This window comes from Streptomyces sp. NPDC052016, assembly GCF_044548445.1.
In the GTDB taxonomy this organism is placed as follows: Bacteria; Actinomycetota; Actinomycetes; order Streptomycetales; family Streptomycetaceae; genus Streptomyces.
In genome coordinates this window covers 25,057-49,275 of the sequence record NZ_JBIUBX010000019.1, presented here as the reverse complement: position 1 = coordinate 49,275, position 24,219 = coordinate 25,057, and the positions used below count along the sequence as shown (strand labels likewise).

General features: G+C 72.7%; 23 protein-coding genes and 1 riboswitch. Of the genes, 10 read left to right on the top strand and 13 right to left on the bottom strand.

Annotation, left to right across the window (positions count from 1 at the left end; genetic code table 11):
• Positions 1–671: 671 nt before the first annotated feature.
• Positions 672–1,364, bottom strand: coding sequence for a copper homeostasis protein CutC (locus ACIHAR_RS23700; RefSeq protein ID WP_365459937.1), 693 nt, complete (start codon positions 1,362–1,364; stop codon positions 672–674).
• A 76-nt stretch (positions 1,365–1,440) separates the two neighbouring features.
• Entirely contained in the window at positions 1,441–2,115 is a 675-nt protein-coding gene (locus ACIHAR_RS23695; RefSeq protein WP_400021607.1) for a maleylpyruvate isomerase family mycothiol-dependent enzyme, read from the bottom strand.
• Positions 2,116–2,163: 48 nt separating this feature from the next.
• Here ACIHAR_RS23695 and ACIHAR_RS23690 point away from each other — a divergent pair, with 48 nt between their 5' ends.
• On the top strand, positions 2,164–2,808 hold the full coding sequence (locus ACIHAR_RS23690) for a hypothetical protein (RefSeq protein ID WP_365459943.1): 645 nt from the start codon (positions 2,164–2,166) through the stop codon (positions 2,806–2,808).
• Between the two features lie 7 nt (positions 2,809–2,815).
• On the opposite strand, the gene ACIHAR_RS23685 is transcribed toward ACIHAR_RS23690, so the two are convergent.
• Both ACIHAR_RS23685 and ACIHAR_RS23680 read right to left on the bottom strand, forming a co-directional pair.
• Positions 2,816–3,103 carry a DUF4031 domain-containing protein gene (locus tag ACIHAR_RS23685; RefSeq protein ID WP_365459946.1) on the bottom strand — a complete coding sequence of 96 codons (288 nt, stop codon included), beginning with the start codon at positions 3,101–3,103 and terminating at the stop codon, positions 2,816–2,818.
• Positions 3,104–3,110: 7 nt separating this feature from the next.
• Positions 3,111–3,554, bottom strand: coding sequence for a hypothetical protein (locus ACIHAR_RS23680; RefSeq protein ID WP_400021604.1), 444 nt, complete (start codon positions 3,552–3,554; stop codon positions 3,111–3,113).
• Between the two features lie 56 nt (positions 3,555–3,610).
• Here ACIHAR_RS23680 and ACIHAR_RS23675 point away from each other — a divergent pair, with 56 nt between their 5' ends.
• From ACIHAR_RS23675 to ACIHAR_RS23660, 4 genes are all read left to right on the top strand, one after another.
• Positions 3,611–4,507: a MurR/RpiR family transcriptional regulator gene (locus tag ACIHAR_RS23675; RefSeq protein ID WP_365459952.1), complete on the top strand. Its 897-nt coding sequence runs from the start codon at positions 3,611–3,613 to the stop codon at positions 4,505–4,507.
• A gap of 158 nt (positions 4,508–4,665) precedes the next feature.
• Complete coding sequence (gene murQ / locus ACIHAR_RS23670) at positions 4,666–5,601, top strand: N-acetylmuramic acid 6-phosphate etherase (RefSeq protein ID WP_365459955.1); 936 nt, start codon at positions 4,666–4,668, stop codon at positions 5,599–5,601.
• Between the two features lie 16 nt (positions 5,602–5,617).
• Positions 5,618–7,051 (top strand): PTS transporter subunit EIIC, encoded by a 1,434-nt coding sequence (locus tag ACIHAR_RS23665; RefSeq protein WP_400021601.1) that lies wholly within the window; start codon positions 5,618–5,620, stop codon positions 7,049–7,051.
• 151 nt (positions 7,052–7,202) lie between these two features.
• On the top strand, positions 7,203–7,772 hold the full coding sequence (locus ACIHAR_RS23660) for a hypothetical protein (protein ID WP_365459961.1): 570 nt from the start codon (positions 7,203–7,205) through the stop codon (positions 7,770–7,772).
• A 158-nt stretch (positions 7,773–7,930) separates the two neighbouring features.
• Here the strand turns inward: ACIHAR_RS23660 and ACIHAR_RS23655 are convergent, their stop codons facing one another.
• The 5 genes from ACIHAR_RS23655 to thrC all read right to left on the bottom strand — a co-directional run bounded on the left by ACIHAR_RS23655 (position 7,931) and on the right by thrC (position 13,568).
• Positions 7,931–9,058, bottom strand: coding sequence for an NADH:flavin oxidoreductase (locus ACIHAR_RS23655; protein ID WP_400021598.1), 1,128 nt, complete (start codon positions 9,056–9,058; stop codon positions 7,931–7,933).
• A 285-nt stretch (positions 9,059–9,343) separates the two neighbouring features.
• Complete coding sequence (groL, locus tag ACIHAR_RS23650) at positions 9,344–10,966, bottom strand: chaperonin GroEL (protein ID WP_365459967.1); 1,623 nt, start codon at positions 10,964–10,966, stop codon at positions 9,344–9,346.
• A 293-nt stretch (positions 10,967–11,259) separates the two neighbouring features.
• Complete coding sequence (locus ACIHAR_RS23645; protein ID WP_004986573.1) at positions 11,260–11,463, bottom strand: cold-shock protein; 204 nt, start codon at positions 11,461–11,463, stop codon at positions 11,260–11,262.
• A gap of 452 nt (positions 11,464–11,915) precedes the next feature.
• Positions 11,916–12,191 (bottom strand): MoaD/ThiS family protein, encoded by a 276-nt coding sequence (locus tag ACIHAR_RS23640; RefSeq protein WP_004000249.1) that lies wholly within the window; start codon positions 12,189–12,191, stop codon positions 11,916–11,918.
• A gap of 87 nt (positions 12,192–12,278) precedes the next feature.
• Complete coding sequence (thrC, locus tag ACIHAR_RS23635; protein WP_400021595.1) at positions 12,279–13,568, bottom strand: threonine synthase; 1,290 nt, start codon at positions 13,566–13,568, stop codon at positions 12,279–12,281.
• A gap of 18 nt (positions 13,569–13,586) precedes the next feature.
• Positions 13,587–13,743: riboswitch (SAM riboswitch) on the bottom strand.
• A 169-nt stretch (positions 13,744–13,912) separates the two neighbouring features.
• Here thrC and ACIHAR_RS23630 point away from each other — a divergent pair.
• Both ACIHAR_RS23630 and ACIHAR_RS23625 read left to right on the top strand, forming a co-directional pair.
• Positions 13,913–14,884, top strand: a complete 972-nt coding sequence (locus tag ACIHAR_RS23630; protein ID WP_365459976.1) for a glucosyl-3-phosphoglycerate synthase — start codon at positions 13,913–13,915, stop codon at positions 14,882–14,884.
• A gap of 141 nt (positions 14,885–15,025) precedes the next feature.
• Positions 15,026–16,453, top strand: coding sequence for a trehalose-6-phosphate synthase (locus ACIHAR_RS23625; RefSeq protein ID WP_400021592.1), 1,428 nt, complete (start codon positions 15,026–15,028; stop codon positions 16,451–16,453).
• Here the strand turns inward: ACIHAR_RS23625 and otsB are convergent.
• The 3 genes from otsB to ACIHAR_RS23610 all read right to left on the bottom strand — a co-directional run bounded on the left by otsB (position 16,441) and on the right by ACIHAR_RS23610 (position 19,702).
• Positions 16,441–17,304 (bottom strand): trehalose-phosphatase, encoded by an 864-nt coding sequence (otsB, locus tag ACIHAR_RS23620; RefSeq protein WP_400021591.1) that lies wholly within the window; start codon positions 17,302–17,304, stop codon positions 16,441–16,443. The two genes, ACIHAR_RS23625 and otsB, sit on opposite strands and share 13 nt — an antisense overlap.
• A 900-nt stretch (positions 17,305–18,204) precedes the next feature.
• Positions 18,205–18,444 carry a DUF3263 domain-containing protein gene (locus ACIHAR_RS23615; protein WP_384653115.1) on the bottom strand — a complete coding sequence of 80 codons (240 nt, stop codon included), beginning with the start codon at positions 18,442–18,444 and terminating at the stop codon, positions 18,205–18,207.
• A gap of 34 nt (positions 18,445–18,478) precedes the next feature.
• A complete protein-coding gene (locus tag ACIHAR_RS23610; RefSeq protein ID WP_400021755.1) occupies positions 18,479–19,702 on the bottom strand; it encodes an extracellular solute-binding protein in 1,224 nt (407 codons plus the stop codon).
• Between the two features lie 199 nt (positions 19,703–19,901).
• Between ACIHAR_RS23610 and ACIHAR_RS23605 the strand changes: the two genes are divergently transcribed.
• From ACIHAR_RS23605 to ACIHAR_RS23595, 3 genes are all read left to right on the top strand, one after another.
• Positions 19,902–20,843 (top strand): ROK family protein, encoded by a 942-nt coding sequence (locus ACIHAR_RS23605; RefSeq protein WP_400021589.1) that lies wholly within the window; start codon positions 19,902–19,904, stop codon positions 20,841–20,843.
• 104 nt (positions 20,844–20,947) lie between these two features.
• A complete protein-coding gene (gene nagA, locus ACIHAR_RS23600; RefSeq protein ID WP_365460096.1) occupies positions 20,948–22,075 on the top strand; it encodes an N-acetylglucosamine-6-phosphate deacetylase in 1,128 nt (375 codons plus the stop codon).
• A gap of 157 nt (positions 22,076–22,232) precedes the next feature.
• Positions 22,233–23,153 carry a 1-phosphofructokinase family hexose kinase gene (locus ACIHAR_RS23595; RefSeq protein ID WP_400021587.1) on the top strand — a complete coding sequence of 307 codons (921 nt, stop codon included), beginning with the start codon at positions 22,233–22,235 and terminating at the stop codon, positions 23,151–23,153.
• 12 nt (positions 23,154–23,165) lie between these two features.
• Here the strand turns inward: ACIHAR_RS23595 and ACIHAR_RS23590 are convergent, their stop codons facing one another.
• Positions 23,166–24,116 (bottom strand): carbohydrate-binding protein, encoded by a 951-nt coding sequence (locus ACIHAR_RS23590; RefSeq protein WP_365459994.1) that lies wholly within the window; start codon positions 24,114–24,116, stop codon positions 23,166–23,168.
• Positions 24,117–24,219: the final 103 nt, after the last annotated feature.

Sequence of the window (24,219 nt, the reverse complement as noted above, 5' to 3'; positions counted from 1 at the left end):
TGCGGGCCCCGCCCAGAGCCGGCACGGAACGACACGACGTGTGGGCCCCGTCGGGACCCAGCACGGAACGACGCGAAAGGCCGGCTCGCCCGAACCAAGTGCGTCACGCCCCAGACCGCCGCCATCGCCCAGCCCCGCCCGGCACGACACAAGCAGCCGGCTCGCCCCAACCACGCGCGTCACACCCCAGACCGCCGCCATCGCCCAGCCCCGCCCGGCACGACACAAGCAGCCGGCTCGCCCCAACCACGCGCGTCACACCCCAGACCGCCGCCATCGCCCAGCCCCGCCCGGCACGACACAAGCAGCCGGCTCGCCCGAACCAAGTGCGTCGCACCCCAGACGGCCGCCACCCCCAGTCCGCGCCACCGTCACCGCCCAGCTCCCGCCCGGCACGACACAGACGGGCATCACCGCCCGGACCGAGCAGAGCAGCGGCGCAGCGAGCACTCGGCGGTGCCGCCCGGGCGCAGAAGCCCTCACCGCCCGGACCGAGCAAAGCAGCGGCGCAGCGAGCAGTCGGCGATGCCGCCCGGGCGCAGAAGCCTTCACCGCCCGGACCGGGCGGAGCAGCGGGGCAGCCGGGCAGCGGGCAGCCGGCGTGCCGCCCGGGCGCAGGAGCCCTGCACACGAACGATCCGCTGACGTGTCGGCCCGCCCGTCACCGCGGCTCAGTCGCCGTCCAGCACCCGCCGCCACTCCGCCACGGCCGCCGCCGACACCGGCCCCTCCCATCCCTCCGGCCGGGCCGCCCCGCCGATGTGGAACGCGTCGATGCCGGCGGCCCGCAGGGCCGGCACGTGATCGAGCCGCAGGCCTCCCCCGACGAGGAGCTCCTGCTGGTACCCCGGCTCCCCGCCCCGCGCGGCCTCGGCCAGCAGGGTGGGGAGGCCGTCGTCGACACCGGCCGCGGAGCCGGCCGTGAGGTAGGCGTCGAGGCCGGGGAGGTCCGCGAGCTGCTTGCGCAGGGCGTCCCGGTCGGCCGCCCGGTCGATCGCCCGGTGGAAGGTCCACGGGCAGCCGTCCAGGACGTCGACGAGCCGCTCCACCGCGTTCAGGTCCACCCCGCCGTCCGCGTCGAGGAAGCCGAGCACGAACTCCTCGGCCCCGGCCTCGCGCAGCTCGCCGGCGACCCCGGCCAGCCGGTCGACGTCCCCCGCGGCGAACCCGTCCGCGAGCCGCAGCATCACCCGCGGCGCGATGTCGACGGCGGCCCGGATCCCGGCCACGGTGCGGGGCGACGGGGTGAGCCCGTCGGCCGCCATGTCGGTGACCAGTTCGAGGCGGTCCGCGCCTCCGGCCTGGGCGGCTACCGCGTCCTCGACGTCGAGGGCGATCACCTCCAGGACTGCACGCTTGCTCATGGGACCCCATTCGTCGTCGGGCGGCTACAGGTCTAGTCCAATTTAAGCGTACGCCCGTACGGGAGCCCGGCTCACGTCACCCGAAGATGTTCAGCTCCTCGCGCTCCGCCCCCGCCAACTCGAACGCCGCCCCGGCGACGGAACGGCCCGCGTACAGCCGGACCAGCGTGGCGGCGTCGCCGATGAACCGCGCCGGGGTCCGGTCCCCTGGCACGCCCCCCAGACGCAACGGCTCGTCCACGTCGTCGAGGTCGGCCTGGAGCGGTACGTGCCCCAGGACCCCGGTCACCCGGCCCAGCAGAGCCAGCGCCGCCGGCAGCCCCGGGCCGGTGTACGCGCCCGGTTCGCCCCACGCCTCCCGTACGTCGCCGGCGTGCACCCACTCGCCCAGGGCGATCTGGTCCAGCGCCCCGCCCGCCTCCGCGATCACGGGCCCGGCCTCAGTCATCGCCCGCTCCAGTTCGTCCACGATCCGCCCGTTGGGCCACTCCGCCCGCTCGGCGATGTCCCGCTCGTTGGCCTCCGGCGAGAAGACGCCCTTCTCGAACCGGCTCTCCACCACCCTCACCAGCGCGGACGAACAGTGCGCCAGCACGTCCCGCACGGTCCAGCCGGGACACGCGGCGACCGGCCGGGCGAAGTCCGCGTCGGGCCGGGCCCGCAGCAGCGGCACGAAGGCGTCCCGCTCGGTGATCAGGAGCCGTCCGGGCAGTTCGGGATCGCGTACGTCGTGCACCTCATGCGTCGTCATGGGCTCCACGCTAGGGTCGCGGGCTCGGGGACGCGGGAAAATGAGGGCATGGCCGATGTCGACGCCCTGCGCAGCCGTTTCGCCCGGACCTTGGAAGGCGCCCGAGGACCGGCCGCCGCCCCCGATCCCCTCCCCTACGCCGACAACCTCCTCGCCCGCTGGCAGGAGCCGCAGCGCCGCTACCACACCCTCACGCACCTCACCGCCGTCCTCGACCACGTCGACACCCTGGAGGCGTACGCCGACGACCCGGACGTCGTCCGGCTGGCCGCCTGGTTCCACGACGCGGTCTACCTGCCCGACCGCTCCGAGAACGAGGAGCGCTCGGCCCGCCTCGCCGAGCGCGCCCTGCCCGAAGCCGGCCTGCCGGACGCGAAGACCGCGGAGGTCGCCCGCCTGGTCCGGCTCACCGTCACCCACGACCCGGCCGACGACGACCGCGACGGCCAGGTCCTGTGCGACGCCGACCTCGCGATCCTGGCCGCGCCCCCGTCCGCGTACGCCGCCTACACGGCCGCCGTCCGCGAGGAGTACCACTTCGTCCCGAACGAGGCCTTCCGCGAGGGTCGTGCGACGGTTTTGCGCCAACTCCTGGCGCTCCCCCGCCTGTTCCGCACCCCGCACGGCGCCGCCGAGTGGGAGGCCACCGCGCGCTACAACCTGCGGGGCGAGCTGGACCTGCTGACGGAGTGAATCGTGTTCACCGGCCGGCGTCGCCCGCCCTGCCGCTGCCGTGCTTGCGCCGGCGCAGCCCCGCCCGGTGGAGCAGCCGCACCACCTCCCGGCTGCTCACCTCGACGGCACCGGCGGCGACCGCGTCCGCGTATCGATGCGAGGGGACGTCGTAGTGGTCGCGTTCGAAGGCGCGCCGGGGAACGTTCAACTCGGCGGCGAAGAGGTGCAGTTCGTCGTAGGAGACGTCGCTGACGAGGTGGGACCACATGCGTCCGTGCCCCGGCCAGTCCGGCGGGTCGATGTAGATCGTCACGCAAGCCTCACGAGGACGGCTTCCCGCCGGCCGCCGAGCCCAGCGCGCCCACCGCGGCGACCTTCACGCCCGCCTTGTGGCAGACCCAGTGCGGGTCGGGCCCCAGTTCCGGCTCGACGTCGAGGGCGTGCGGGTCGCCGGAGCCGCACACCGGGCACAGCGGCCAGCGGCCGTACCGCTCGAGCAGTGCGTCCTGCACGTCCTGCGCCACCAGACCCGCGACGAAGTCCGCGCCGTCCGGCCACTGCTGGACCCACCACCGCCGCTGCACGACGGACTCCTCGACCATGGACACCACGTCCGCCGCGGCCACCTCGCCCGCGGCGAGATCGGCGAGGACGAGGGCGCGTGCCGCGTGCAACGCCTGCTCCAAAGGGCTGACGGGGTGACCGGAAGGGCTGTCCGAAGGGTTGCCGGAGGGATTGCCGGAGGCATGGGCGGAGGGATCCATGTCCCTATTGTGCGCATCTCTTGACCCTCACACCGAACCGAAAATATCTTTCATGGGTGACCCCTGACGTGAAGGAAACTTTCGGCGGTGCCGCGGCCTCGGCCCTGGCCGCCAAAGTCCGCACGCTCACCCCCTCCATGACCCGCTCCGTGCAGCGCGTCGCCGAGGCCATCGCGGGCGATCCCGCCGGCTGCGCCGCCCTCACGGTCACCGGCCTCGCCGAGCGCACCGAGACCAGCGAGGCCACCGTCGTCCGCACCGCCCGCCTCCTCGGCTACCCCGGCTACCGCGACCTGCGCCTCGCCCTGGCCGGTCTCGCCGCGCAGCAGCAGTCCGGCCGCGCGCCCGCCATCACCACCGACATCGCCGTCGACGACCCCCTCGCCGACGTCGTCGCCAAACTCGCCCGCGACGAGCGGCAGACCCTCGCCGACACCGCCGCCGGCCTCGACACCGCCCAACTCGGCGCGGCGGTCGACGCGGTGGCCGGGGCGCGCCGGACCGACGTCTACGGCATCGGCGCGTCCGGCCTCGTCGCCCAGGACCTCGTGCAGAAACTGCTGCGGATCGGGCTCATCGCCCACGCCCACAGCGACCCGCACCTCGCCGTGACCAACGCCGTGCAGTTGCGGGCCGGCGATGTCGCCGTCGCCATCACGCACTCCGGGTCGACCGGGGACGTCATCGAACCGTTGCGGGTGGCGTTCGAGCGGGGGGCCACGACCGTGGCGATCACCGGGCGGCCGGGGGGCGCGGTGACGCAGTACGCCGATCACGTCCTGACCACGTCCGCGGCACGCGAGAGCGAGCTGCGGCCCGCGGCCATGTCGTCCCGTACGAGTCAGCTGCTGGTCGTGGACTGCCTGTTCGTGGGGGTGGCCCAGCGCAGATACGAGACGGCCGCGCCCTCGCTGGCCGCGAGCTACGAGGCGTTGGCCCACCGGCACCGGTAGACAGTGGTCCGTAGAGGTGATCGTCCGTGGGTCTCCGCGGCCGCGCCCGGCCGGTGGCGCCCACGCGGCGGACCCTCGTACGCATGCGGCGCCGCGCGTCCTGTGAGGCGTGCGGCACCGCCCCTTGTTCCCAAGGCACCGGAGAAAAGGCGTTTCCCATGAACTCCGCCTCCCGTCCCCGCGATCTCCAGTCCCAGCTCGCGTCCCTCACCACCGAGGCCTTCCGGCCCGAGCTCGCCGAGATCGACCGGCTCCCCACCCTCGACATCGCCCGTCTCATGAACGGCGAGGACACCGCCGTCCCCGCCGCGGTCGCCGCACGGCTGCCGGAGATCGCCGCCGCCGTCGACGCCACCGCCGAGCGCATGGCCCGCGGCGGACGGCTGATCTATGCCGGGGCCGGGACCGCCGGGCGGCTCGGTGTGCTGGACGCCTCCGAGTGCCCGCCCACCTTCAACACGGCGCCCGGTCAGGTCGTCGGGCTGATCGCGGGCGGGCCGCGGGCGATGGTCGCCTCGGTCGAGGGCGCCGAGGACTCCCGGGAGCTGGCGCGGGCCGATCTGGCCGCGCTCGCGCCGACCCCCGACGACACGGTGGTCGGCGTCTCCGCGTCCGGGCGGACGCCGTACGCGCTCGGAGCGGTGGAGTACGCGCGGGCCCGGGGAGCCCTGACCGTCGGAGTGTCCTGCAACGCGGGCAGCGCGCTGGCGGCGGCCGCCGAGCACGGCATCGAGGTCGTCGTCGGACCGGAACTGCTCACCGGTTCCACCCGGCTGAAGGCGGGCACGGCCCAGAAGCTGGTGCTGAACATGCTGTCGACGATCACGATGATCCGGCTGGGCAAGACGTACGGGAACCTGATGGTCGACGTGCGCGCCTCCAACGAGAAGCTGCGCGCCCGTTCCCGGCGGATCGTCTCCCTCGCGACGGGGGCGGACGACGACGAGATCGAGCGCGTCCTCGCGGCCACCGGCGGCGAGGTGAAGCCCGCGATCCTGGTCCTGCTCGCCGGGGTCGACGGGCCGGCGGCCGCCCGCCTTCTGGAGGAGTCCGGCGGTCATCTGCGCGCCGCGCTCGCCGCGACGCGCCCCTGAGCCGCACGCTCGGGGGGTGACTGTCGATCCCCACGCCACGGCCACCGCCCTCCTCCCCCTCGTCGGCGGCCCCGCGAACGTCCTGTCCGTCGCCCACTGCATGACCCGGCTGCGGCTGGGTCTGGCCGATCCGTCCCGGGTGGACGAGGAGGCGCTGCGGGCGCTGCCCGGGGTGCTCGGCCTCGTCGTGGCCGACGGCACCTACCAGGTGGTGCTCGGGCCGGGATTCGTCACCACGGTGACGGCCGCGTTCGAGGAACTCGTGGGGCGGTCGACGGCCGAGGAACTGGCCGCCCGGGGAGCGGAGTTGCGCGAGGAGCGGCGGCGGCGCAACGCCACCCCGTTCAAGACCGCCCTGCGCCGGGTCGCCGCCGTCTTCGTCCCCCTCATCCCCGCCCTGATCGGCTGCGGAGTCCTCGCCGGCGTCAACGGCCTTCTGGTCAACGCCGGGTGGCTGCCGTGGCTGACGCCCGCCGTGGCCGCCGTGGCCTCCGGCTTCATGGCGCTGATCGCCGTGTTCGTCGGGTACAACACGGCGAAGGAGTTCGGCGGCACCCCCGTGCTCGGCGGCGCGGTCGCGGCGATCGTCGTGCACCCGGGCGTCGCGGAGGTGACGGCCTTCGGGGTGACCCTCGCGCCCGGTCAGGGCGGGGTCCTCGGCGCGCTGGCCGCCGCCCTGCTGGCGGCGTACGTGGAGAGATGGTGCCGCGGCCGGGTCCCGGGCACCCTGGACGTCCTGCTGACCCCCACCCTGACGGTCCTGGTCGCGGGCCTCGCCACGCTGTACGGCCTCATGTACGCGGCCGGCGCGGTGTCCTCCGCCATCGGTACGGCCGCGAACTGGCTGCTCGCGACGACGGGCGCCTTCGCCGGTCTTGTCCTCGGCGGTCTGTTCCTGCCGCTGGTGATGCTGGGTCTGCACCAGGCCCTCATCCCCATCCACACCACCCTCATCGAGCAGCAGGGCTACACCGTCCTGCTGCCGATCCTGGCGATGGCGGGCGCCGGCCAGGTCGGCGCGTCCCTCGCGGTCTACGTCCGTCTGCGCCACGACGTGTCGTTGCGTACGACGATCAGGTCGGCGCTCCCGGCCGGGCTGCTGGGCGTCGGCGAGCCCCTGATCTACGGCGTCTCCCTCCCCCTGGGCCGACCTTTTCTGACGGCCTGTGTGGGCGGGGCGGCCGGCGGGGCCTTCGTCGGCTTCTTCGCGATGCTCGGCGACAAGGTGGGCGCGACGGCGATCGGTCCGTCCGGCTGGGCCCTCTTCCCCCTGCTGGCCGGCAACCAGGGCTGGGGGCCCCTGCTGGCGATCTACGGGGGCGGGCTGCTGACGGGCTACGCGGTCGGCTTCGCCGTGACGTACGTCTTCGGCGTCACCGACCGCACGGCACGGTCCGCTGCTTCCGGTGACCCGGCTTCCGGTGATCCGGCGCCTTCCCGATCCGGGTGAGGACGTCACCCGGGTCCCGGCCGGCGCCGCGGCCGCCGTCCCAGCGGGAGGAGGCGGACGACCCCGCCGGGCTGTCAGTGGCATGTGCGACCGTGGTGTCGTAGAAGTCCGACGCAGGACGGCGACAGCAGCGGGAACGGAGACGCGCGCCATGAACCACGCCCAGCTCACCCACCTGGGTCGTGCCCTCCGCCTCCTCGGTGAGCACGGCGAAGCCCTCACCGCGGACACCCCGGACACCAAGCTGCACGAGGTCAGGGCCGATCTGCGGCGGGCCCTGGAGCTGCTGGACGAGAGCGTCGGCACCGCCGCCCCGGCGACCCGCTGCGCCGAGCATCCGAACGGGCCCGTCGACGAGAGCGCACCCGACCGGTGCCTGCTCTGCGAGACCCGGCGGCGGGCGGCCCGGCGCGCCGAGTTCAACGGCCCCGCCCCCCAGGCACCCCACACGCCGTCCGCCCCCTCCCGCTACGGCACCCGCGGCGACCGCCCGCAACCCCAGCAGCGCTGGCTGCCGGAGCTGTGGAACGGGCAGGAGTGGCAGTTGTGCGGGACCCCCCGCCGGGACCGGCGCGAGGCCGAGCTGTACCTCGCCGCCCTGCGGCGCGGCTCCCGGCCCGCGATGGCCTACCGGCTGGTCCACGAGTTCACGGACTACGAGGTCCTGCGCATCTGGGGCACCCCGGTGAAGGTCGACATCGAACCACTCGGCAACCTCTAGTCGCCGTCCGGTGTGACGACGCACCGGCCGGCGACCGTGGTCGCCGCGGCGCACTCGGCGACGGACGGCTCCGCACGCCGGGTGCCGGCCGGCGCGAGGCGGCCACCGGCCCCAGCCGGGGCCCCGCCCCCGTCCGATTCCCCGCTCGCCGGTCGGGGTCAGCTCAGCGTCCGCAGCGCCGCCGCGTCGTACGGCTTCAGCTCGTCGAAGCGGCCGCCGAGGACCTTCGCCGCCCACTCCGGGTCCTGGAGGAGGGCGCGGCCGACGGCCACCAGGTCGAACTCGTCGCGCTCCAGCCGGTCGAGGAGGTCGTCGATGCCCTTGACCGGGGAGCCTTCGCCCTGGAACCCCTTGATGAAGTCGCCGTCCAGGCCGACCGAGCCGACGGTGATGGCGGGCTTGCCGGTGAGCTTCTTCGTCCAGCCCGCCAGGTTGAGGTCGGAGCCGTCGAACTCGGGCAGCCAGTAGCGGCGGGTGGAGGCGTGGAAGGCGTCGACGCCGGCCGCGGCGAGCGGGGCGAGGATGGCGTCCAGCTCCTCCGGGGTCTCCGCGAGCCGCGCGTCGTAGGCCTCCTGCTTCCACTGCGAGTAGCGGAAGAGGATCGGGAACTCGGGGGAGACCGCCTCGCGGACGGCGTCGACGATCTCCGCCGCGAACCTCGTGCGGGACACGGGGTCGCCGCCGTAGGCGTCCGTGCGGCGGTTGGTGCCCGCCCACAGGAACTGGTCGACGAGATAGCCGTGGGCGCCGTGGATCTCCACGCCGTCGAAGCCGATGCGCTCGGCGGCCGCGGCGGCCTCGGCGAACGCGCCGATGACGTCGTCCAGGTCGCGCTGGGTCATCGCCCTGCCGGTGCCCTCGGTGCCGTCGACACGGATGCCGGAGGGGCCGACGGCGGGGGCGTCCGCGACGGGCGGCTGGCCCTGCTTGCGCACCATGCCGATGTGCCACAGCTGCGGCACGATCGTGCCGCCCGCCGCGTGGACCGCCTCGGCGACCTTCGCCCACCCCGCCAGCTGCTCCTCGCCGTGGAAGCGCGGCACGCGGTCGCTCTGCCCGGCCGAGTCGTGGCCGACGTACGTTCCCTCGGTGACGACCAGGCCCACCCCGGCGGCGGCGCGGCGGGCGTAGTACGACGCGACGTCCTCGCCGGGGATGCCGCCCGGGGAGAACATGCGGGTCATGGGCGCCATCACGATGCGGTTCGGGACGGTGAGGCCGTTGATCACGGTCGGCCGGGCCAGGATCTGTGCCGCGCTGGAGGCGGTGGGCTGGGTATCGGTCACGCAGGGCTCCTCGGAAGCGTCGTTATACCGGTCAGTATGTGCGCACGCATTGTTGCACCTACTTAAGCAAATGGACGCGCAAGGCGACGCATTCCACATCCGTCCCGCATGGCCGTGGCCCCGGCCACCCTGTCCGCGAGCAACCACGACCCACCCCGCCGCCGCAGCCCCGTCGGACAAGCGCGTGCACGGCCCGGAACGCCCGAGGGCGGCACCCCCTGTCGGAACAGGGGGTGCCGCCCTCGGTAAGGACGCCGATCAACCGGGGTCGAAACCCGAGGTGGATCAGAAGTCCATGTCACCGCCCGGCATGCCGCCGCCGGCCGGGGCAGCGGCCTTCTCCGGCTTGTCGGCGATGACGGCCTCGGTGGTGAGGAACAGCGCGGCGATCGACGCGGCGTTCTGCAGCGCGGAGCGCGTCACCTTGGCCGGGTCGATGATGCCCTCGGCGACCAGGTCGACGTACTCGCCGGTCGCGGCGTTCAGGCCGTGGCCCGGGGTCAGGTTGCGCACCTTCTCCACCACGACGCCGCCCTCGAGGCCGGCGTTGACCGCGATCTGCTTCAGCGGGGCCTCGAGCGCCAGCTTGACGGCGGCGGCACCGGTGGCCTCGTCGCCCTCGAGCTCCAGCTTCTCGAAGACCTGGGAGGCCTGCAGCAGGGCCACGCCACCACCGGCGACGATGCCCTCCTCGACGGCCGCCTTCGCGTTGCGGACGGCGTCCTCGATGCGGTGCTTGCGCTCCTTGAGCTCGACCTCGGTGGCGGCACCGGCCTTGATGACGGCCACGCCGCCCGCGAGCTTGGCCAGGCGCTCCTGGAGCTTCTCGCGGTCGTAGTCGGAGTCGCTGTTCTCGATCTCCGCGCGGATCTGGTTCACGCGGCCCGCGACCTGCTCGGAGGAGCCGGCGCCGTCGACGATCGTGGTCTCGTCCTTGGTGATGACGACCTTGCGGGCCTTGCCCAGCAGGTCGAGGGTCGTGTTCTCGAGCTTGAGACCGACCTCCTCGGAGATGACCTCGCCGCCGGTCAGGATGGCGATGTCGTTCAGCATCGCCTTGCGGCGGTCGCCGAAGCCCGGGGCCTTGACCGCGACGGACTTGAAGGTGCCGCGGATCTTGTTGACGACCAGGGTCGACAGGGCCTCGCCCTCGACGTCCTCGGCGATGATCAGCAGCGGCTTGCCCGACTGCATGACCTTCTCCAGGAGCGGGAGCAGGTCCTTGACGTTGGAGATCTTGGAGTTCGCGATCAGGATGTACGGGTCGTCGAGGACGGCCTCCATACGCTCCATGTCGGTGGCGAAGTACGCCGAGATGTAGCCCTTGTCGAAGCGCATACCCTCGGTGAGCTCCAGCTCCAGACCGAACGTCTGGGACTCCTCGACGGTGATGACGCCTTCCTTGCCGACCTTGTCCATGGCCTCGGCGATGAGCTCGCCGATCTGGGTGTCGGCGGCGGAGATGGAGGCCGTGGAGGCGATCTGCTCCTTGGTCTCGACGTCCTTCGCCTGCTCCAGCAGGGCGGCGGAGACGGCCTCGACGGCCTTCTCGATACCGCGCTTCAGGGCCATCGGGTTGGCGCCGGCGGCGACGTTGCGCAGGCCTTCCTTGACCAGGGCCTGGGCGAGGACGGTCGCGGTGGTCGTACCGTCACCGGCGACGTCGTCCGTCTTCTTGGCGACTTCCTTGACCAGCTCGGCGCCGATCTTCTCGTACGGGTCCTCGAGCTCGATCTCCTTGGCGATGGAGACACCGTCGTTGGTGATCGTGGGGGCGCCCCACTTCTTCTCGAGGACGACGTTGCGGCCCTTGGGGCCGAGGGTCACCTTGACGGCGTCCGCGAGCTGGTTCATGCCGCGCTCGAGGCCGCGCCGCGCCTCCTCGTCGAACGCGATGATCTTGGCCATGTGAAGTGGTCCCTCCAGGACTGGGGGTGATTCCTTCGGACCGCGCCCGCGCCCGCGACGGACGGCTCCCGACCGGTGGTTCCTTGCCCCATCCGGTCCACGAGCCTCACCGACCCGGTCCTTCGTTGTCACTCTCACCTTCAGAGTGCTAACGCAATGATTAGCACTCGGCCCTGTCGAGTGCAAGCGCCTGCCGGGATCGGGCGGCGCGCTCGGCCGTGCGCGGGCGGGCCCCGGGCAGCACGAAGGGCCCGCACCCCCGCCGGGATGCGAGCCCTTCGCTGAAAATTCGTTCAGGCGGTGACGCGAACCATGTCGGCCTGCGGGCCCTTCTGACCCTGCGAGATCTCGAACTCGACCCGCTGGCCCTCTTCCAGGGTGCGGTAGCCGTCCATCTGAATCGCGCTGTAGTGGACGAAGACGTCCGCACCACCGTCGACCGCGATGAAGCCGTACCCCTTCTCCGCGTTGAACCACTTGACGGTGCCCTGAGCCATGCCTAACTCCCCTATTACTGGCCCTTGCACAGATCCACACTTCGCGGATCCGGGTCAGACCTCACCCCCCAGTTGGTTGGGGGCGTGCGCCGGAACGCGTCGACCGCGGCTGAATGTATCTGTCCAACTGCCGTGTGCAACAGGTCAGTCGGACGAGAATTCTGGACGCACGAGGCCAGGAATGTGGCGAGAATTCGCCAGAATTCGGGGCAAGTCGGGCCCCGCAAAGGCCATAAAAGCCACAAAAGAAGCACACACTTTGGCTACTTCTTGTCGGGCTCAGGGCAGAAATCAAAGGCTCCGGATCAGTGGACCGGGACCCGGTTCCCCAACTGTACCGCGCTCAATCACACTGAATTGCCCCCTCCGCTTCTCTCACGGTGGGGGCAATTCGATGAACTCTCGGTAATCAGCGTTACCGACGGTTACTACCGGCGAGTACTGAACCTCGGTCAGCCACCCGCGACGGCCGGGATGATCGAGACGCCGGCGCCGTCCGGGGTCGCCGTCTCCAACCCCTGCTCGAAGCGCACGTCGTCGTCGTTGACGTACACGTTGACGAACCGGCGCAGCTTGCCCTGGTCGTCGAGGACACGCGCGGCGATCCCCGTGTGGTTCTTCTCCAGGTCGGCGATGACCTCGGCGAGGGTCGCGCCCTCGGCGGCCACCTCGGCCTGACCACCGGTGTAGGTGCGCAGGATGGTGGGGATGCGGACGGTGACGCTCACGTTGTGACCTCCGGTCGGTACGGTGCCCCGAGGGGCGCGGGGAACTGCGCGACCAGCCACGCAGCCCGCGGACGGACAACTACCCGCTTACGCGAGGCCGGCCTCGCGAAACGAGTCCAGGGTGGGACGAATGGTCGCGGTGAGGCCCGTGCCGGCCACCGCGTCCAGCGTCTTCAGCCCGTCGCCGGTGTTCAGCACGACGGTCGTCAACGCCGGATCCAGCAGACCGTTCTCGATCAGCTTCCTGGTCACGCCCACGGTCACACCGCCGGCCGTCTCCGCGAAGATGCCCTCGGTCCGGGCGAGCAGCCGGATCGCGTCGACCACCTGCTCGTCGTCGACGTCCTCCACCGCGCCGCCCGTGCGACGCGCGATGTCCAGGACGTACGGCCCGTCCGCCGGGTTGCCGATGGCGAGGGACTTGGCGATGGTGTTCGGCTTCTGCGGGCGGACCACGTCGTGGCCGGCCTTGTACGCGGTGGACACCGGCGAGCACCCCTCGGCCTGCGCACCGAAGATCTTGTACGGCTTGTCCTCGACGAGCCCGAGCTTGATCAGCTCCTGGAGCCCCTTGTCGATCTTCGTGAGCTGCGAGCCGGAGGCGATGGGCACGACGAGCTGGTCCGGCAGCCGCCAGCCGAGCTGCTCACAGATCTCGTACGCCAGCGTCTTGGAGCCCTCGGCGTAGTACGGCCGCAGGTTGACGTTGACGAAGCCCCAGCCCTCGCCCGCCGGGTCGCCGATGAGCTCGGAGCAGAAGCGGTTGACGTCGTCGTAGTTGCCCTCGATGCCGACGAGCTCGCCGCCGTAGATCGCGGCCATGACGACCTTGCCCTGTTCCAGGTCGTGCGGGATGAACACGCAGGAACGGAAGCCGGCGCGGGCCGCGGCGGCGCCCACCGCGCCGGCGAGGTTGCCGGTCGAGGAGCAGGACAGGGTGGTGAAGCCGAAGGCGCGGGCGGCCTCCAGGGCCTGGGCGACCACACGGTCCTTGAAGGAGTGGGTCGGGTTGCCCGAGTCGTCCTTGACGTACAGTCCGCCGGTCACGCCCAGCTCGCGGGCGAGGTTGTCGGCCTTGACGAGCTTGGTCCAGCCGGGGTTGAGGTTCGGCTTGTCCGCCACGTCGGCCGGGACGGGCAGCAGCGGCGCGTAGCGCCAGATGTTCGCGGGTCCCGCCTCGATGCGCTTGCGGAGCTCCTCCGTGTCGTAGGAGGAGAAGTCGTACGCGATCTCGAGCGGGCCGAAACACTCCTCGCACGCGAAGACCGGGCCGAGGGGCACCCGGTGGCCGCACTCGCGGCAGGAGAGAGCCGCGGCAGGACCGAGGTCTACGCTGGTCGTGGAGTCGGTGGTGCTTGCAACTGTCTGCACAGCCATGTGAGGCGAGGCCCTTTCTCCTCATCTTCCTCACGACGCATCTCGCCGTGAGACGGATTTGGCACCTTCCCTAGCCGGGAGCCTCGCGGAGCGATCGTCACTGATCGGTACGAGACCGGCTGGAGGGTTGCCGGGGCTTCATCGGGCCGTGTCCCTCTGCCCCTCTGGATGAGCGGTATGTGGTTGTGAACGCCGACGACCCCGGACATGTGATGGTCATCCGCGTTGTTCAAGACTGTAACCGACGGCCAGGACAGTTGAGATAGTCGTCCGAACCGCGAGATGGATCACACGGTGACCCCGTGTGCACCTGGTGTGATCACGACAGTGAGGAGTCGCAGACCGTGCTGGAAGAAGTCGAGCGCTGGCTCGCCACCCGCTCCTGGTCCGTGACCGATCGCCCGCTCCACGGGATCCTGGCCGCCAAACGTGCCTCGGGCCAGTCGGTGTCCGTCGTGCTGCCCGCGCTGAACGAGGAGGAGACGGTCGGCGACATCGTCGCGATCATCCGCCACGACCTCGTGCAGCAGGTTCCGCTCGTCGACGAGGTGGTCGTCGTCGACTCGGGGTCGACCGACCGTACGTCGCAGGTCGCGGCGGCTGCGGGCGCGCGCGTGGTCCACCGGGACACGATCCTCCCCCGGATACCGGCCGTGCCCGGGAAGGGCGAGGTCCTGTGGCGCTCCCTGCTGGTCACCACCGGGGACATCGTCTGTTTCATCGACGCCGATCTGCGGGAGTTCTCCTCCGACTTCGTCTCCGGGATCGTGGGCCCGCTGCTCACCGACCCGGACATCGACCTGGTCAAGGCCATGTACGACCGCCCGCTGGGCACGGAGTCGACTGCGCTCTCCTCCGGCAGGACCGCCGGCCAGGGCGGCCGGGTGACCGAGCTGATGGCCCGCCCCCTGCTCAACATGCACTGGCCGCAGCTCGCCGGCTTCGTCCAGCCGCTGGGCGGCGAGTACGCGGCCCGCCGCAGCCTGCTGGAACGGCTGCCCTTCCCCGTCGGCTACGGGGTGGAACTCGGCATGCTGGTCGACGCCCTCCACCTGGTGGGCCTGGACGCCCTCGCCCAGGTCGACGTCGGCGTGCGCAAGCACCGCCACCAGGACGGGCAGGCACTCGGCCGGATGGCGGCCGCGATCTACCGCACGGCCCAGCTCCGGCTGGCCCGCGGACACCTCGTCCGTCCCTCCCTCACCCAGTTCGAACGGGGCGCGAACGGCTTCGAGCCGCGCACGTACTCGGTGGACACGGAGGAGCGCCCGCCGATGGCGGAGATCGCGGAGTACGCGGCACGCAAGGTGGCGTGAGCGGGTGCGCACCCGTTCGCACGGGCGTCCTCGCAGCCACTGCCGTCATCCGCGCGGGCGGGCCGTATACGGCCGGATACGGCCCACCACACGGCCCATCCGTACGTTTGAGCGGATCAGGACCGGGCTAGGTTGAGGCGTATGGCTTCCACGCACGGTGCTGCAGCTCAGGGTGCTCAGGTGCTGGTCGCGTCCAATCGCGGCCCGGTCTCGTACACGATCGGCGAGGACGGCTCGCTGCACGCGAAACGGGGCGGCGGCGGGCTGGTCTCCGGCCTGTCGGCGATCGGCCCCGACGCGGGCGCCCTCTGGGTCTGCTCGGCACTGTCCGAGGGCGACCGTGAGGCGGTCCGGCGCGGGGTCGGCGAGGAGGGCGTGCGCATGCTGCCCATCCCGGCCGACGTGCACGCCGACGCCTACAACGGCATCGCCAACTCCGTGCTGTGGTTCATCCACCACCTGCTGTACCAGACCCCGACGGAGCCGGTCTTCGACGCGGAGTTCCGGCGCCAGTGGGCCTCGTACGAGACGTACAACCGGGCCTTCGCCGAGGCGCTGGCGGAGGAGGCGGCCCCGGGCGCGGCGGTCCTGGTGCAGGACTACCACCTGTGTCTCGTGCCCGGGATGCTCCGGGAGCTGCGCCCGGACGTGCGCATCGGCCACTTCTCGCACACGCCGTGGGCGCCGGCGGACTACTTCGGACTGCTGCCCGGCGACATCCGCACCCAGCTGCTGCGGGGCATGCTCGGCGCGGACCGCCTGGGCTTCCTGACCCAGCGCTGGGCGGACGCGTTCACCGCCTGCTGCGCACAGTTCGCGGGGGGCCTCGGCGACACCCGGGTGGGTGTCCACGGTCTCGGCGCCGACGCCGACTTCCTGCGCGCCCGCTCCCACGAACCGGACGTCGGGGAACGTCTCCCGGTCCTGCGCGCGGAGATCGGCACGGCCCCCGACGGCAGCCCCCGCAAGACCGTCGTCCGCGTCGACCGCACCGAACTGTCGAAGAACATCGTGCGCGGTCTGCTGGCGTACCGGCAGCTCCTCGACGACCACCCGGAGTGGCGGGAGCGGGTCGTCCACGTCGCCTTCGCCTACCCCTCCCGCCAGGACCTCGCCGTCTACCGCGACTACACGGCCGAGGTGCGGCGGGTGGCGGGGGAGATCAACGAGCGGTACGGCACCGAGGACTGGACGCCGGTCGTCCTGCACGTCAAGGACGACTTCGCCCGCTCCCTGGCCGCGTACCGCCTCGCCGACGTGGCCCTGGTCAACCCCATCCGCGACGGCATGAACCTGGTCGCCAAGGAGGTGCCGGTCGTCTCCGACCACGGCTGCGCGCTGGTGCTGTCGCGGGAGGCGGGCGCCTACTGGGAGCTGGGCGAGGACGCCCTCGTCGTGAACCCGTACGACGTCCTGGAGACCGCCCGCGCCCTGCACGAGGGCCTGTCGATGAAGCCGGAGGAGCGCGCCGAGCGCACCAAGAGGCTGGCGGCGGCCGCGACCGCGCTGCCTCCGGCCCAGTGGTTCCTGGAGCAGCTGCAGGCGCTGCGGGAGACTCAGCCGAGCTGATCCGCGAGCGTCCGCAGCAGCCGTACGACGCCGGCGGGGCCGTCGACGACGAGGTCGGCGCGCTCGGCGAGTTCCGACACCTCCGCGCTGCCGCTGGCGACCAGCAGACCGGGGACGCCGTCGGAGCGGAGCTTCTCCACGGCCGCGAAGGCGGGGAGGTCCCCGAGGTCGTCGCCGGCGTAGAGGACCGCCTCGGCGCCGATCTCACGGACGTACTCGTGCAGCGCCACGCCCTTGTCCACGCCGGGCGGCCGCAGTTCGAGGACCATCCGGCCCGGTTCGACGATCAGCCCGTGCCGGGCGGCGAGGTCGGCCAACGGCTGCCGCAGCGCCTCGAAGGCGGTTTGCGGGTCCTGCGCCCGGCGGGTGTGCACGGCTACGGCCCGCCCCTTCTCCTCCACCCAGGTCCCCTGCCAGGCACCGGCCGCGTCCAGCACGCCCGGCAGCTCGGCGCGGGCGGCGGCGACGCCGGGGTGGGGGGCGGGGGCGCTGACGGTGCCGGTCCGGGCGTCCCACCGCTCGGCCCCGTAGTGCCCGAGCACGGTGAGGTGCTCCAGCCCCGGCACCCCGGCGAACCCGCCGTTGCGCACGGCCACCGCGGCCGGCCGCCCCGTCACCACGGCGACGGAGGCGACCTTCGGCGCGAGCGCCGCGAGCGCGGGGACGGCGTCGGGGTGTGCCCGCGCGTCGTCCGGGTTCTCGACGATCGGCGCGAGGGTGCCGTCGAAGTCGAGGGCCACGAGGGTGGTGCGGGGGCGGGCCCGGATGGCGTCCAGGGCCTGTTGGCCCTGGGGGGTGGTGGGGGTGGGGAGTTCTGCGGGTTCCGTGGAGTGCGTCTCTTGGGTGCCCATACGGTGACGATAACCGCGGGGCGCCGGCGACGGTGGGGTGGGGCACCCGGCCCACCCCTCGCCGGACCCCACCCGCGACCACCCGTGCTGGGAACCCGCGACCCGTCGGAGGCTGGACGGCCACCCGAGCCGCCCCGGCCCACCCGAGGCCGACGACCAACCCGGGGCTGGACCCGGGGCTGGACAGCCCACCCGAGCCGCACGGCCAGTCGCAGGCCGGATGATGCCGCGGGGCGCCGGGGCCGGGGGGCGGGTCGCGCAGCCCGGCGCTCGACGCGGCACCGCCCGCGCCCACCCGTGCCGCCCCAGGCGGCACGCATGCCCGCGGCTGAGCGGGCCAGACGCAGGCAGGATGCCGCAAGGCGTCCGAGACCGGGGACCGTGTCACACAGCCCCGCGCTCGATGCGGGCCGCCCGCGCCCAACCCGTGCCGCCCCAGGCCGCACGCAAGCCCGCCGCTGGTGTCCGGCCGGCACGCAAGCCCGCGGCTGAGCGGGCCAGACGCAGGCCGGATGCCGCAAGGCGTCCGAGACCGGGGGCCGGGTCACACAGCCCCGCGCTCGACGCGGGCCGCCCGCGCCCACCCCATGCCACCCCAGGCCGCACGCAAGCCCGCGGCTGAGCGGGCCAGACGCAGGCAGGATGCCGCAGGACGTCCGAGACCGGGGGCCGGGTCACACAGCCCGGCACTCGACGCGGGCCGTCCACGCCCACCCCATGCCACCCCAGGCCGCACGCAAGCCCGCGGCTGGTGTTCCGGAGCCGGAACAAGCCACCCGGGCCGCCGCTGGTGTCCGGAGCCGGAACAACCCACCCAAGCCGCCCCGAGCGGCGCGCATGCTCGTGCGGCCCGGGGGCGGTAACCCTCGGGGACGGAAGGGCAGGGGCGGCGTGTGCGGCTCAGCGCTCCGCGCGGCGGGCCTCTCGGACTCTGCGGAGGCGGTTCACGGTCACCGGGTCGTGGGCCAGCGCCCGCGGATCGTCCAGCAGGGCGTTGAGCAGCTGGTAGTAGCGGACCGGGGACAGGTCCAGTTCCTCACGGATCGCCCGCTCCTTCGCCCCCGGCCCGGGGAACCCACGCCGTTCCAGGGCGAGGATGTCCCGTTCCCTCGCCCCCAGCTCCGCCTCCGGCCGCTCCATCCCCGCACCGTAACCCACCGCGTCCCCGCACGGGTCAGCCGGCGGAGCCGCTCTCCGCGGTCGTCGCCGTCGTCTGCAGCTGTCCCAGGACGCCGGACGGGCTGCCGCCGGCGCTCACGGCCTGACCGATCCGCTGCTTGATCTCCGCGCTGACCGACGCCCACGAGGTCCGCCCCACCGGATACAGCTCGGACACCGGCAGCTGCTCCAGGAACGGCCGCAGGTCCGCGTCCTCCGCCGCGGAGCTCATGACCTGGGACGCGGAGTTGGTGACCGGCAGCAGGTCGTACTCGCGGGAGAAGGCGAGGACGTTCTCCTCGTTGTAGACGAAGCTCAGGAACTCCTTGATCTGGTCGGCGTGCCCGTTCTGCCTGAACGCCATCATCCAGTCGGCGACGCCCATGGAGACCTTGGTGGGGCCGTCGACGCCGGGCATCGGCACCATGCCGAACTTCACGCCCTTCTTCTCGGCCGCCTTCATCAGCGAGGGGTGCCCGTTGAGCATGCCGACCTGCCCGGCGGCGAACGCCGCGAACGCGTCGGCCCGGTTGAGCTTGCCCGGCGCGACGGGCCCGGTCAGACCCTTGCCGACCAGATCGTTCTTCAGCCAGGTGAAGGTGTCGACGTTCTCGGTGGAGTCGATGCTGTAGCCGGTGGCCGTCTCGGTGTAGCCGCCCCCACCGCTGAGCAGCCACTGCATGGTCTCGGCCTGCGCCTCCTCGGGCCCGAGGGGGAGCGCGTACGGGTACTTCACGCCCTCCTCCTTGAGCGCCTCCGCGGCCTCGGCCAGCTCGGCCCAGGTGGTCGGCGCGCTCACCCCGGCCTTGGCGAAGAGGGTCTTGTTGTAGAAGAGCAGCCGCGTCGAGGAGGCGAACGGCATGCCGTACTGCACGCCCTTCACCTCGCCCGCGTCGGCGAGCTGGGACACGAAGTCGGCCTGGACGGGGATGGAGAGGACGTCGCCCGCCTTGTAGAGCAGGTCGGCGGCGGCGTAGTCGGAGTAGGCGCCTATCTGGGCCATGTCGGGGGCCTCGCCCGCGTCGACCATCTCCTTGACCTCGCGGTCGACGTCGTTCCAGGAATGGACGGTGACCTCGACGTGGACGCCGGGGTGCTCCTTCTCGTACGCCTTCACCAGCGCGTCCCAGTACTTCTTCGAGCTGTTGGCACTGCTGTCGCCGTAGTCGGCGGCGACGAGTGTGAGGGTGACGTCGCCGGAGTCACCGGTGACCCCGCAACCGGCGAGGACCGCCGTCATGCCGAGGGCGGTTGCCACCGCGATCGTTCCTGACCTGCCTGCCCGCCGCTGCACTGTGCTTCTCCCGCTCCCCTGAAGGCCGTAGGCCATGAACGCCCGACCGATGAATGCTCCGACCAATTAAACCGCTATCCGAACTGAGGTCTAATCCAGCAAGTGGACTAGACCTCTTGAGGGTACTCGGGCCACACTGTCCCCCGTGAGACATGTCATCGCCCTCGACGTGGGCGGCACCGGGATGAAGGCCGCCCTGGTCGGGGCGGACGGCGCGCTCCTGCACCGGGCCCGCCGCGCCACCGGCCGCGACCGCGGCCCCGACGCGGTCGTCACCGGCATCCTCGACTTCGCCGCCGAGCTGCACACGTACGGCGCCGAGCACCTCGGCGAGCCCGCGGCCGCCGCCGGTGTAGCCGTCCCCGGCATCGTCGACGAGGCCCGGGGCGTCGCCGCCTACGCGGCCAACCTCGGCTGGCGGGACGTCCCCCTGCGCGAGCTGATCGGCGGGAAGCTGGGCATTCCGGTCGCCCTCGGCCACGACGTGCGCACCGGTGGTCTCGCGGAGGGGCGGATCGGCGCGGGACGGGGCGCCGACCGCTTCCTGTTCGTCGCCCTGGGCACCGGCATCGCGGGCGCCATCGGCGTCGACGGCCGGGTCGAGGCCGGCGCGCACGGCTTCGCGGGCGAGATCGGCCACATCGTCGTACGGCCCGGCGGAACCCCCTGTCCGTGCGGGCAGCGCGGCTGTCTGGAGCGGTTCGCGTCCGCCGCGGCGGTCAGCGAGGCGTGGGCGGAGGCCTGCGGTGACCCGGAGGCGGACGCGGCGGACTGCGCCGAGGCCGTCGCGTCCGGCGACCCGAACGCCGTCCGGATCTGGCAGCGGGCCGTCGACGCCCTCGCGGACGGCCTGGTCACCGCCCTCACCCTGCTGGACCCGCGCACGCTCGTCATCGGTGGCGGGCTCGCCGAGGCGGGGGAAACCTTGTTCACACCACTGCGGGAGGCCGTCCGGCAGCGGGTCACCTTCCAGAAGCTGCCGGAGATCGTCCCGGCGGCCCTGGGGGACACGGCGGGCTGCCTGGGTGCGGGGCTCCTGGCCTGGGATCTCCTCGAGACAACCGACGGTATGGAGGTAACACCCTGATGGCCACCCCACTAGGGGCGCGTGACGCGACATCATGCGGCTCCGCCGAGTCCGCGCGACCCGCCACGACGCGCCCGCAGCCCGCGGGCGGCGGACGCACGACAGTGCTCGCCGGCGCCCACGTGGTGCTGCCGACCGGCACGGTGCCCGAGGGCAGCGTCACCGTCGACGGCACCCGCATCTCCGCTGCGACCCCGGCGGACGCCCAGGTCATCGACGCGCGAGGCCACTGGCTGGTCCCCGGCTTCGTGGACCTCCACAACCACGGCGGAGGAGGCGCGTCCTTCTCCGGACCGGTGGAGGACGTCCTCAAGGCCATCCGCGCCCACCGCCGGCACGGCACCACCACCCTCGTCGCCTCCACCGTCACCGACGACATGGACGTCCTGGTCCGGCAGGCCGGCCTGCTCAGCGAACTGGCCGAGCAGGGCGACCTCGCCGGCATCCACTTCGAGGGCCCGTTCATCTCGCCGTGCCGCAAGGGCGCGCACTCGGAGAAGCTGCTGCGCGACCCGGACCCGGAGGAGGTGCGCAAGCTGATCGACGCGGCGCGCGGCCGGGCGAGGATGGTCACGCTGGCCACGGAGCTGCCGGGCGGCCTCGACTCCGTACGGCTGCTCGCCGAGCACGGCGTGATCGCCGCCGTCGGCCACACGGACGCCACCTACGAGCAGACCGTCGAGGCCATCGAGGCGGGCGCCACGGTCGCCACCCACCTCTTCAACGCGATGCCCGCCCTCGGCCACCGCGCCCCCGGCCCGATCGCCGCGCTGCTGGAGGACGAGCGGGTCACCGTCGAGCTGATCAACGACGGCGTCCATCTGCACCCGGCCGCCCTGGAGCTGGCGTTCCGTCACGCCGGCCCGGGGCGCGTCGCGTTCATCACGGACGCGATGGACGCGGCCGGCATCGGCGACGGCCGCTACATGCTCGGCCCGCTGGAGGTCGAGGTCAGCGAAGGCGTGGCCCGCCTGGTGGAGGGCGGCTCGATCGCGGGCTCCACCCTCACCCTGGACCGCGCCTTCAAGCGGGCGGTGACGACCGACCGCATCCCGGTCGAGGACGTGGTCGAGGCCCTGTCCGCCACCCCGGCCCGCCTGCTGGGGATGGACGACCGCGTGGGCTCCCTGGAGCCCGGCAAGGACGCCGACCTCGTCCTGCTGGACGAGAACTTCGACCTCAAGGGCGTGATGCGGCGCGGGGAATGGGTGGTCGATCCCCAACTGGCCTGAAACGTCCGCTCGTCGAGAGACGGTGGCCGACCCGAGGACTGGGCCGGTCGCCGTCTCTTTGGCATGATCGGCCTCCGGACACACGGAAACCCCGGCACGAACACCGGGAGCACGTGAACAGAAGGCGAACGCCGGCAATCGGGGGAGGTCGGACCAGGTGATCCTCACGGTCACACTGAACACCGCTCTCGACGTCACCTACCGCGTCCCGTCCCTGCGCCCGCACACCACGCACCGGGTGACCGACGTGACGGAACGCCCCGGTGGCAAGGGGCTGAACGTGGCGCGCGTCCTGTCCGCCCTCGGGCACGAGGTCACGGTCACCGGCTTCGCCGGCGGTGCCACCGGCCGGGCCGTCCGGGAAGGCCTCACCGGCGTGACGGACGCCCTCGTCCCGGTCGCCGGCCCGACCCGCCGCACGATAGCCGTCGTCGACCAGCGCACCGGCGACACCACCCAGCTGAACGAGCCGGGCCCGGTCATCACGCCCGCCGAGTGGTCCGCCTTCCAGGAGACGTACGAGGGCCTCGTGGCCGGAGCGCGGGCGGTGGCCCTGTGCGGCAGCCTGCCGCCGGGGGTGCCGGTGGGCGCGTACGCCGGGCTGGTGCGCACCGCCCGCGCCGCGGGCATACCCGTCCTGCTGGACACCAGTGGCGAGGCGCTGCGCCGCGCGGTCGCCGCCCGTCCGGACCTGATCAAGCCGAACGCCGACGAACTGGCCGAGCTGACCGGCTCGCACGAGCCGTTGCGCGCCACCCAGGACGCCCGCCGGCGCGGCGCCCGTGCCGTGGTGGCCTCTCTGGGCCCTGAGGGCCTGGTGGCGGCGGCACCGGAGGGCCGCTGGCGGGCGACTCCGCCCGCCCGCCTGCGCGGGAACCCCACGGGCGCCGGCGACTCGGTGTCCGCCGGCCTGCTGTCGGGCCTGGTCGACCGCCTCCCCTGGCCGCAGACCCTGGCCCGCGCGGTCGCCCTGTCCGCGGCGACCGTCCTCGCCCCGGCGGCCGGCGAGTTCGACCGGGCCGCGTACGAGGAACTGGTGGGGCGGGTGGCGGTGACCGGGGAGGTCACCGCGGCCTGACCCGCGCGAGAACTACTTCTTGACCTGGCCCGCCTTCAGCCACAGCTGGTCCAGCAGCACGTTGCACTTGTCGCCGTTCTCGCAGGAGAGGGTGACCGTGTTGGTGCCCTTGGTGAGGCTGGGCCAGGCGTAGGTCGTCGTCCAGCCCTTGGCGAAGTCGCCGTCGGCGGCCTTCGCGTAGTTCTTCATGCTCAGCGGGCTGCCGAACTTCTTGCCGTTGATCGTCAGCGTCATCGACTGGTCCTCGCCGGCCGTGCTGTAGTGCGCGAAGAGGGTGTAGGTACCGTCCTCGGGGATGCCGTCGACGCTCCAGGTGACGGAGTTGCCGACCTGGTTGAGGTTGCCGACGTAGACGCCGCCGTCCGCCTGGGCGCCCTGGACGTCGGAGGCGAGCGCGGCGGTACCGCCGAGTCGGAGGGCCTTCGCGTCGATCGTCGGCAGTTCCTTCTCGTTGCTCGCGTCGCCGCTGCTCGACTCGCTGGGCGAGGCGCTCGCGGAGGCGGTGGGCGAGGTGGAGGCCTGGCCGCCGCCCTCGTTGCCGTCGGCCGAGTCACCCTGCGACATGGCCACGGCGATACCGATCACGACCGCGGCGACCACCGCGACCGCGCCGATCAGCAGGCCCTTGGTGTTGGGGCCGCGGCCCCGCCCGCCGCCGGGCGCCTGCTGACGGTTGCCGGTGGGGGCTCCGCCGCCGGGGAGGGTCTCGGGCGCGGCGTAGTGGGCGTTCGGCCGGCCGTACGCACCCTGCTGCGGCACCGTCGGCTGCCCGTACTGCGCGGTCTGCTGTGGGGGCTGCTGTCCGTACTGGCGTTCGCCGACGGTGCGCACGCGGCTGACCGAGTTGGGGTAGCCGTAGCCGCCGGAGGGGGGCTGAGCTCCGTTGGCCTGGCCGTCGGCGTAGAGGTAGCCGAACGGGTCGTCGTCCTCGGGCGTGCTCGCGCCATTGTTGCCGGGCGTCATCCCTTCGTACTCCTCAACAGGTGCGGGGCTGATGCGATGCAAGGGTCAGAATGGCGAGCCTACCCGCTCTCGGTGCCCCAAACGGGTGACTCGGAGCGCACCG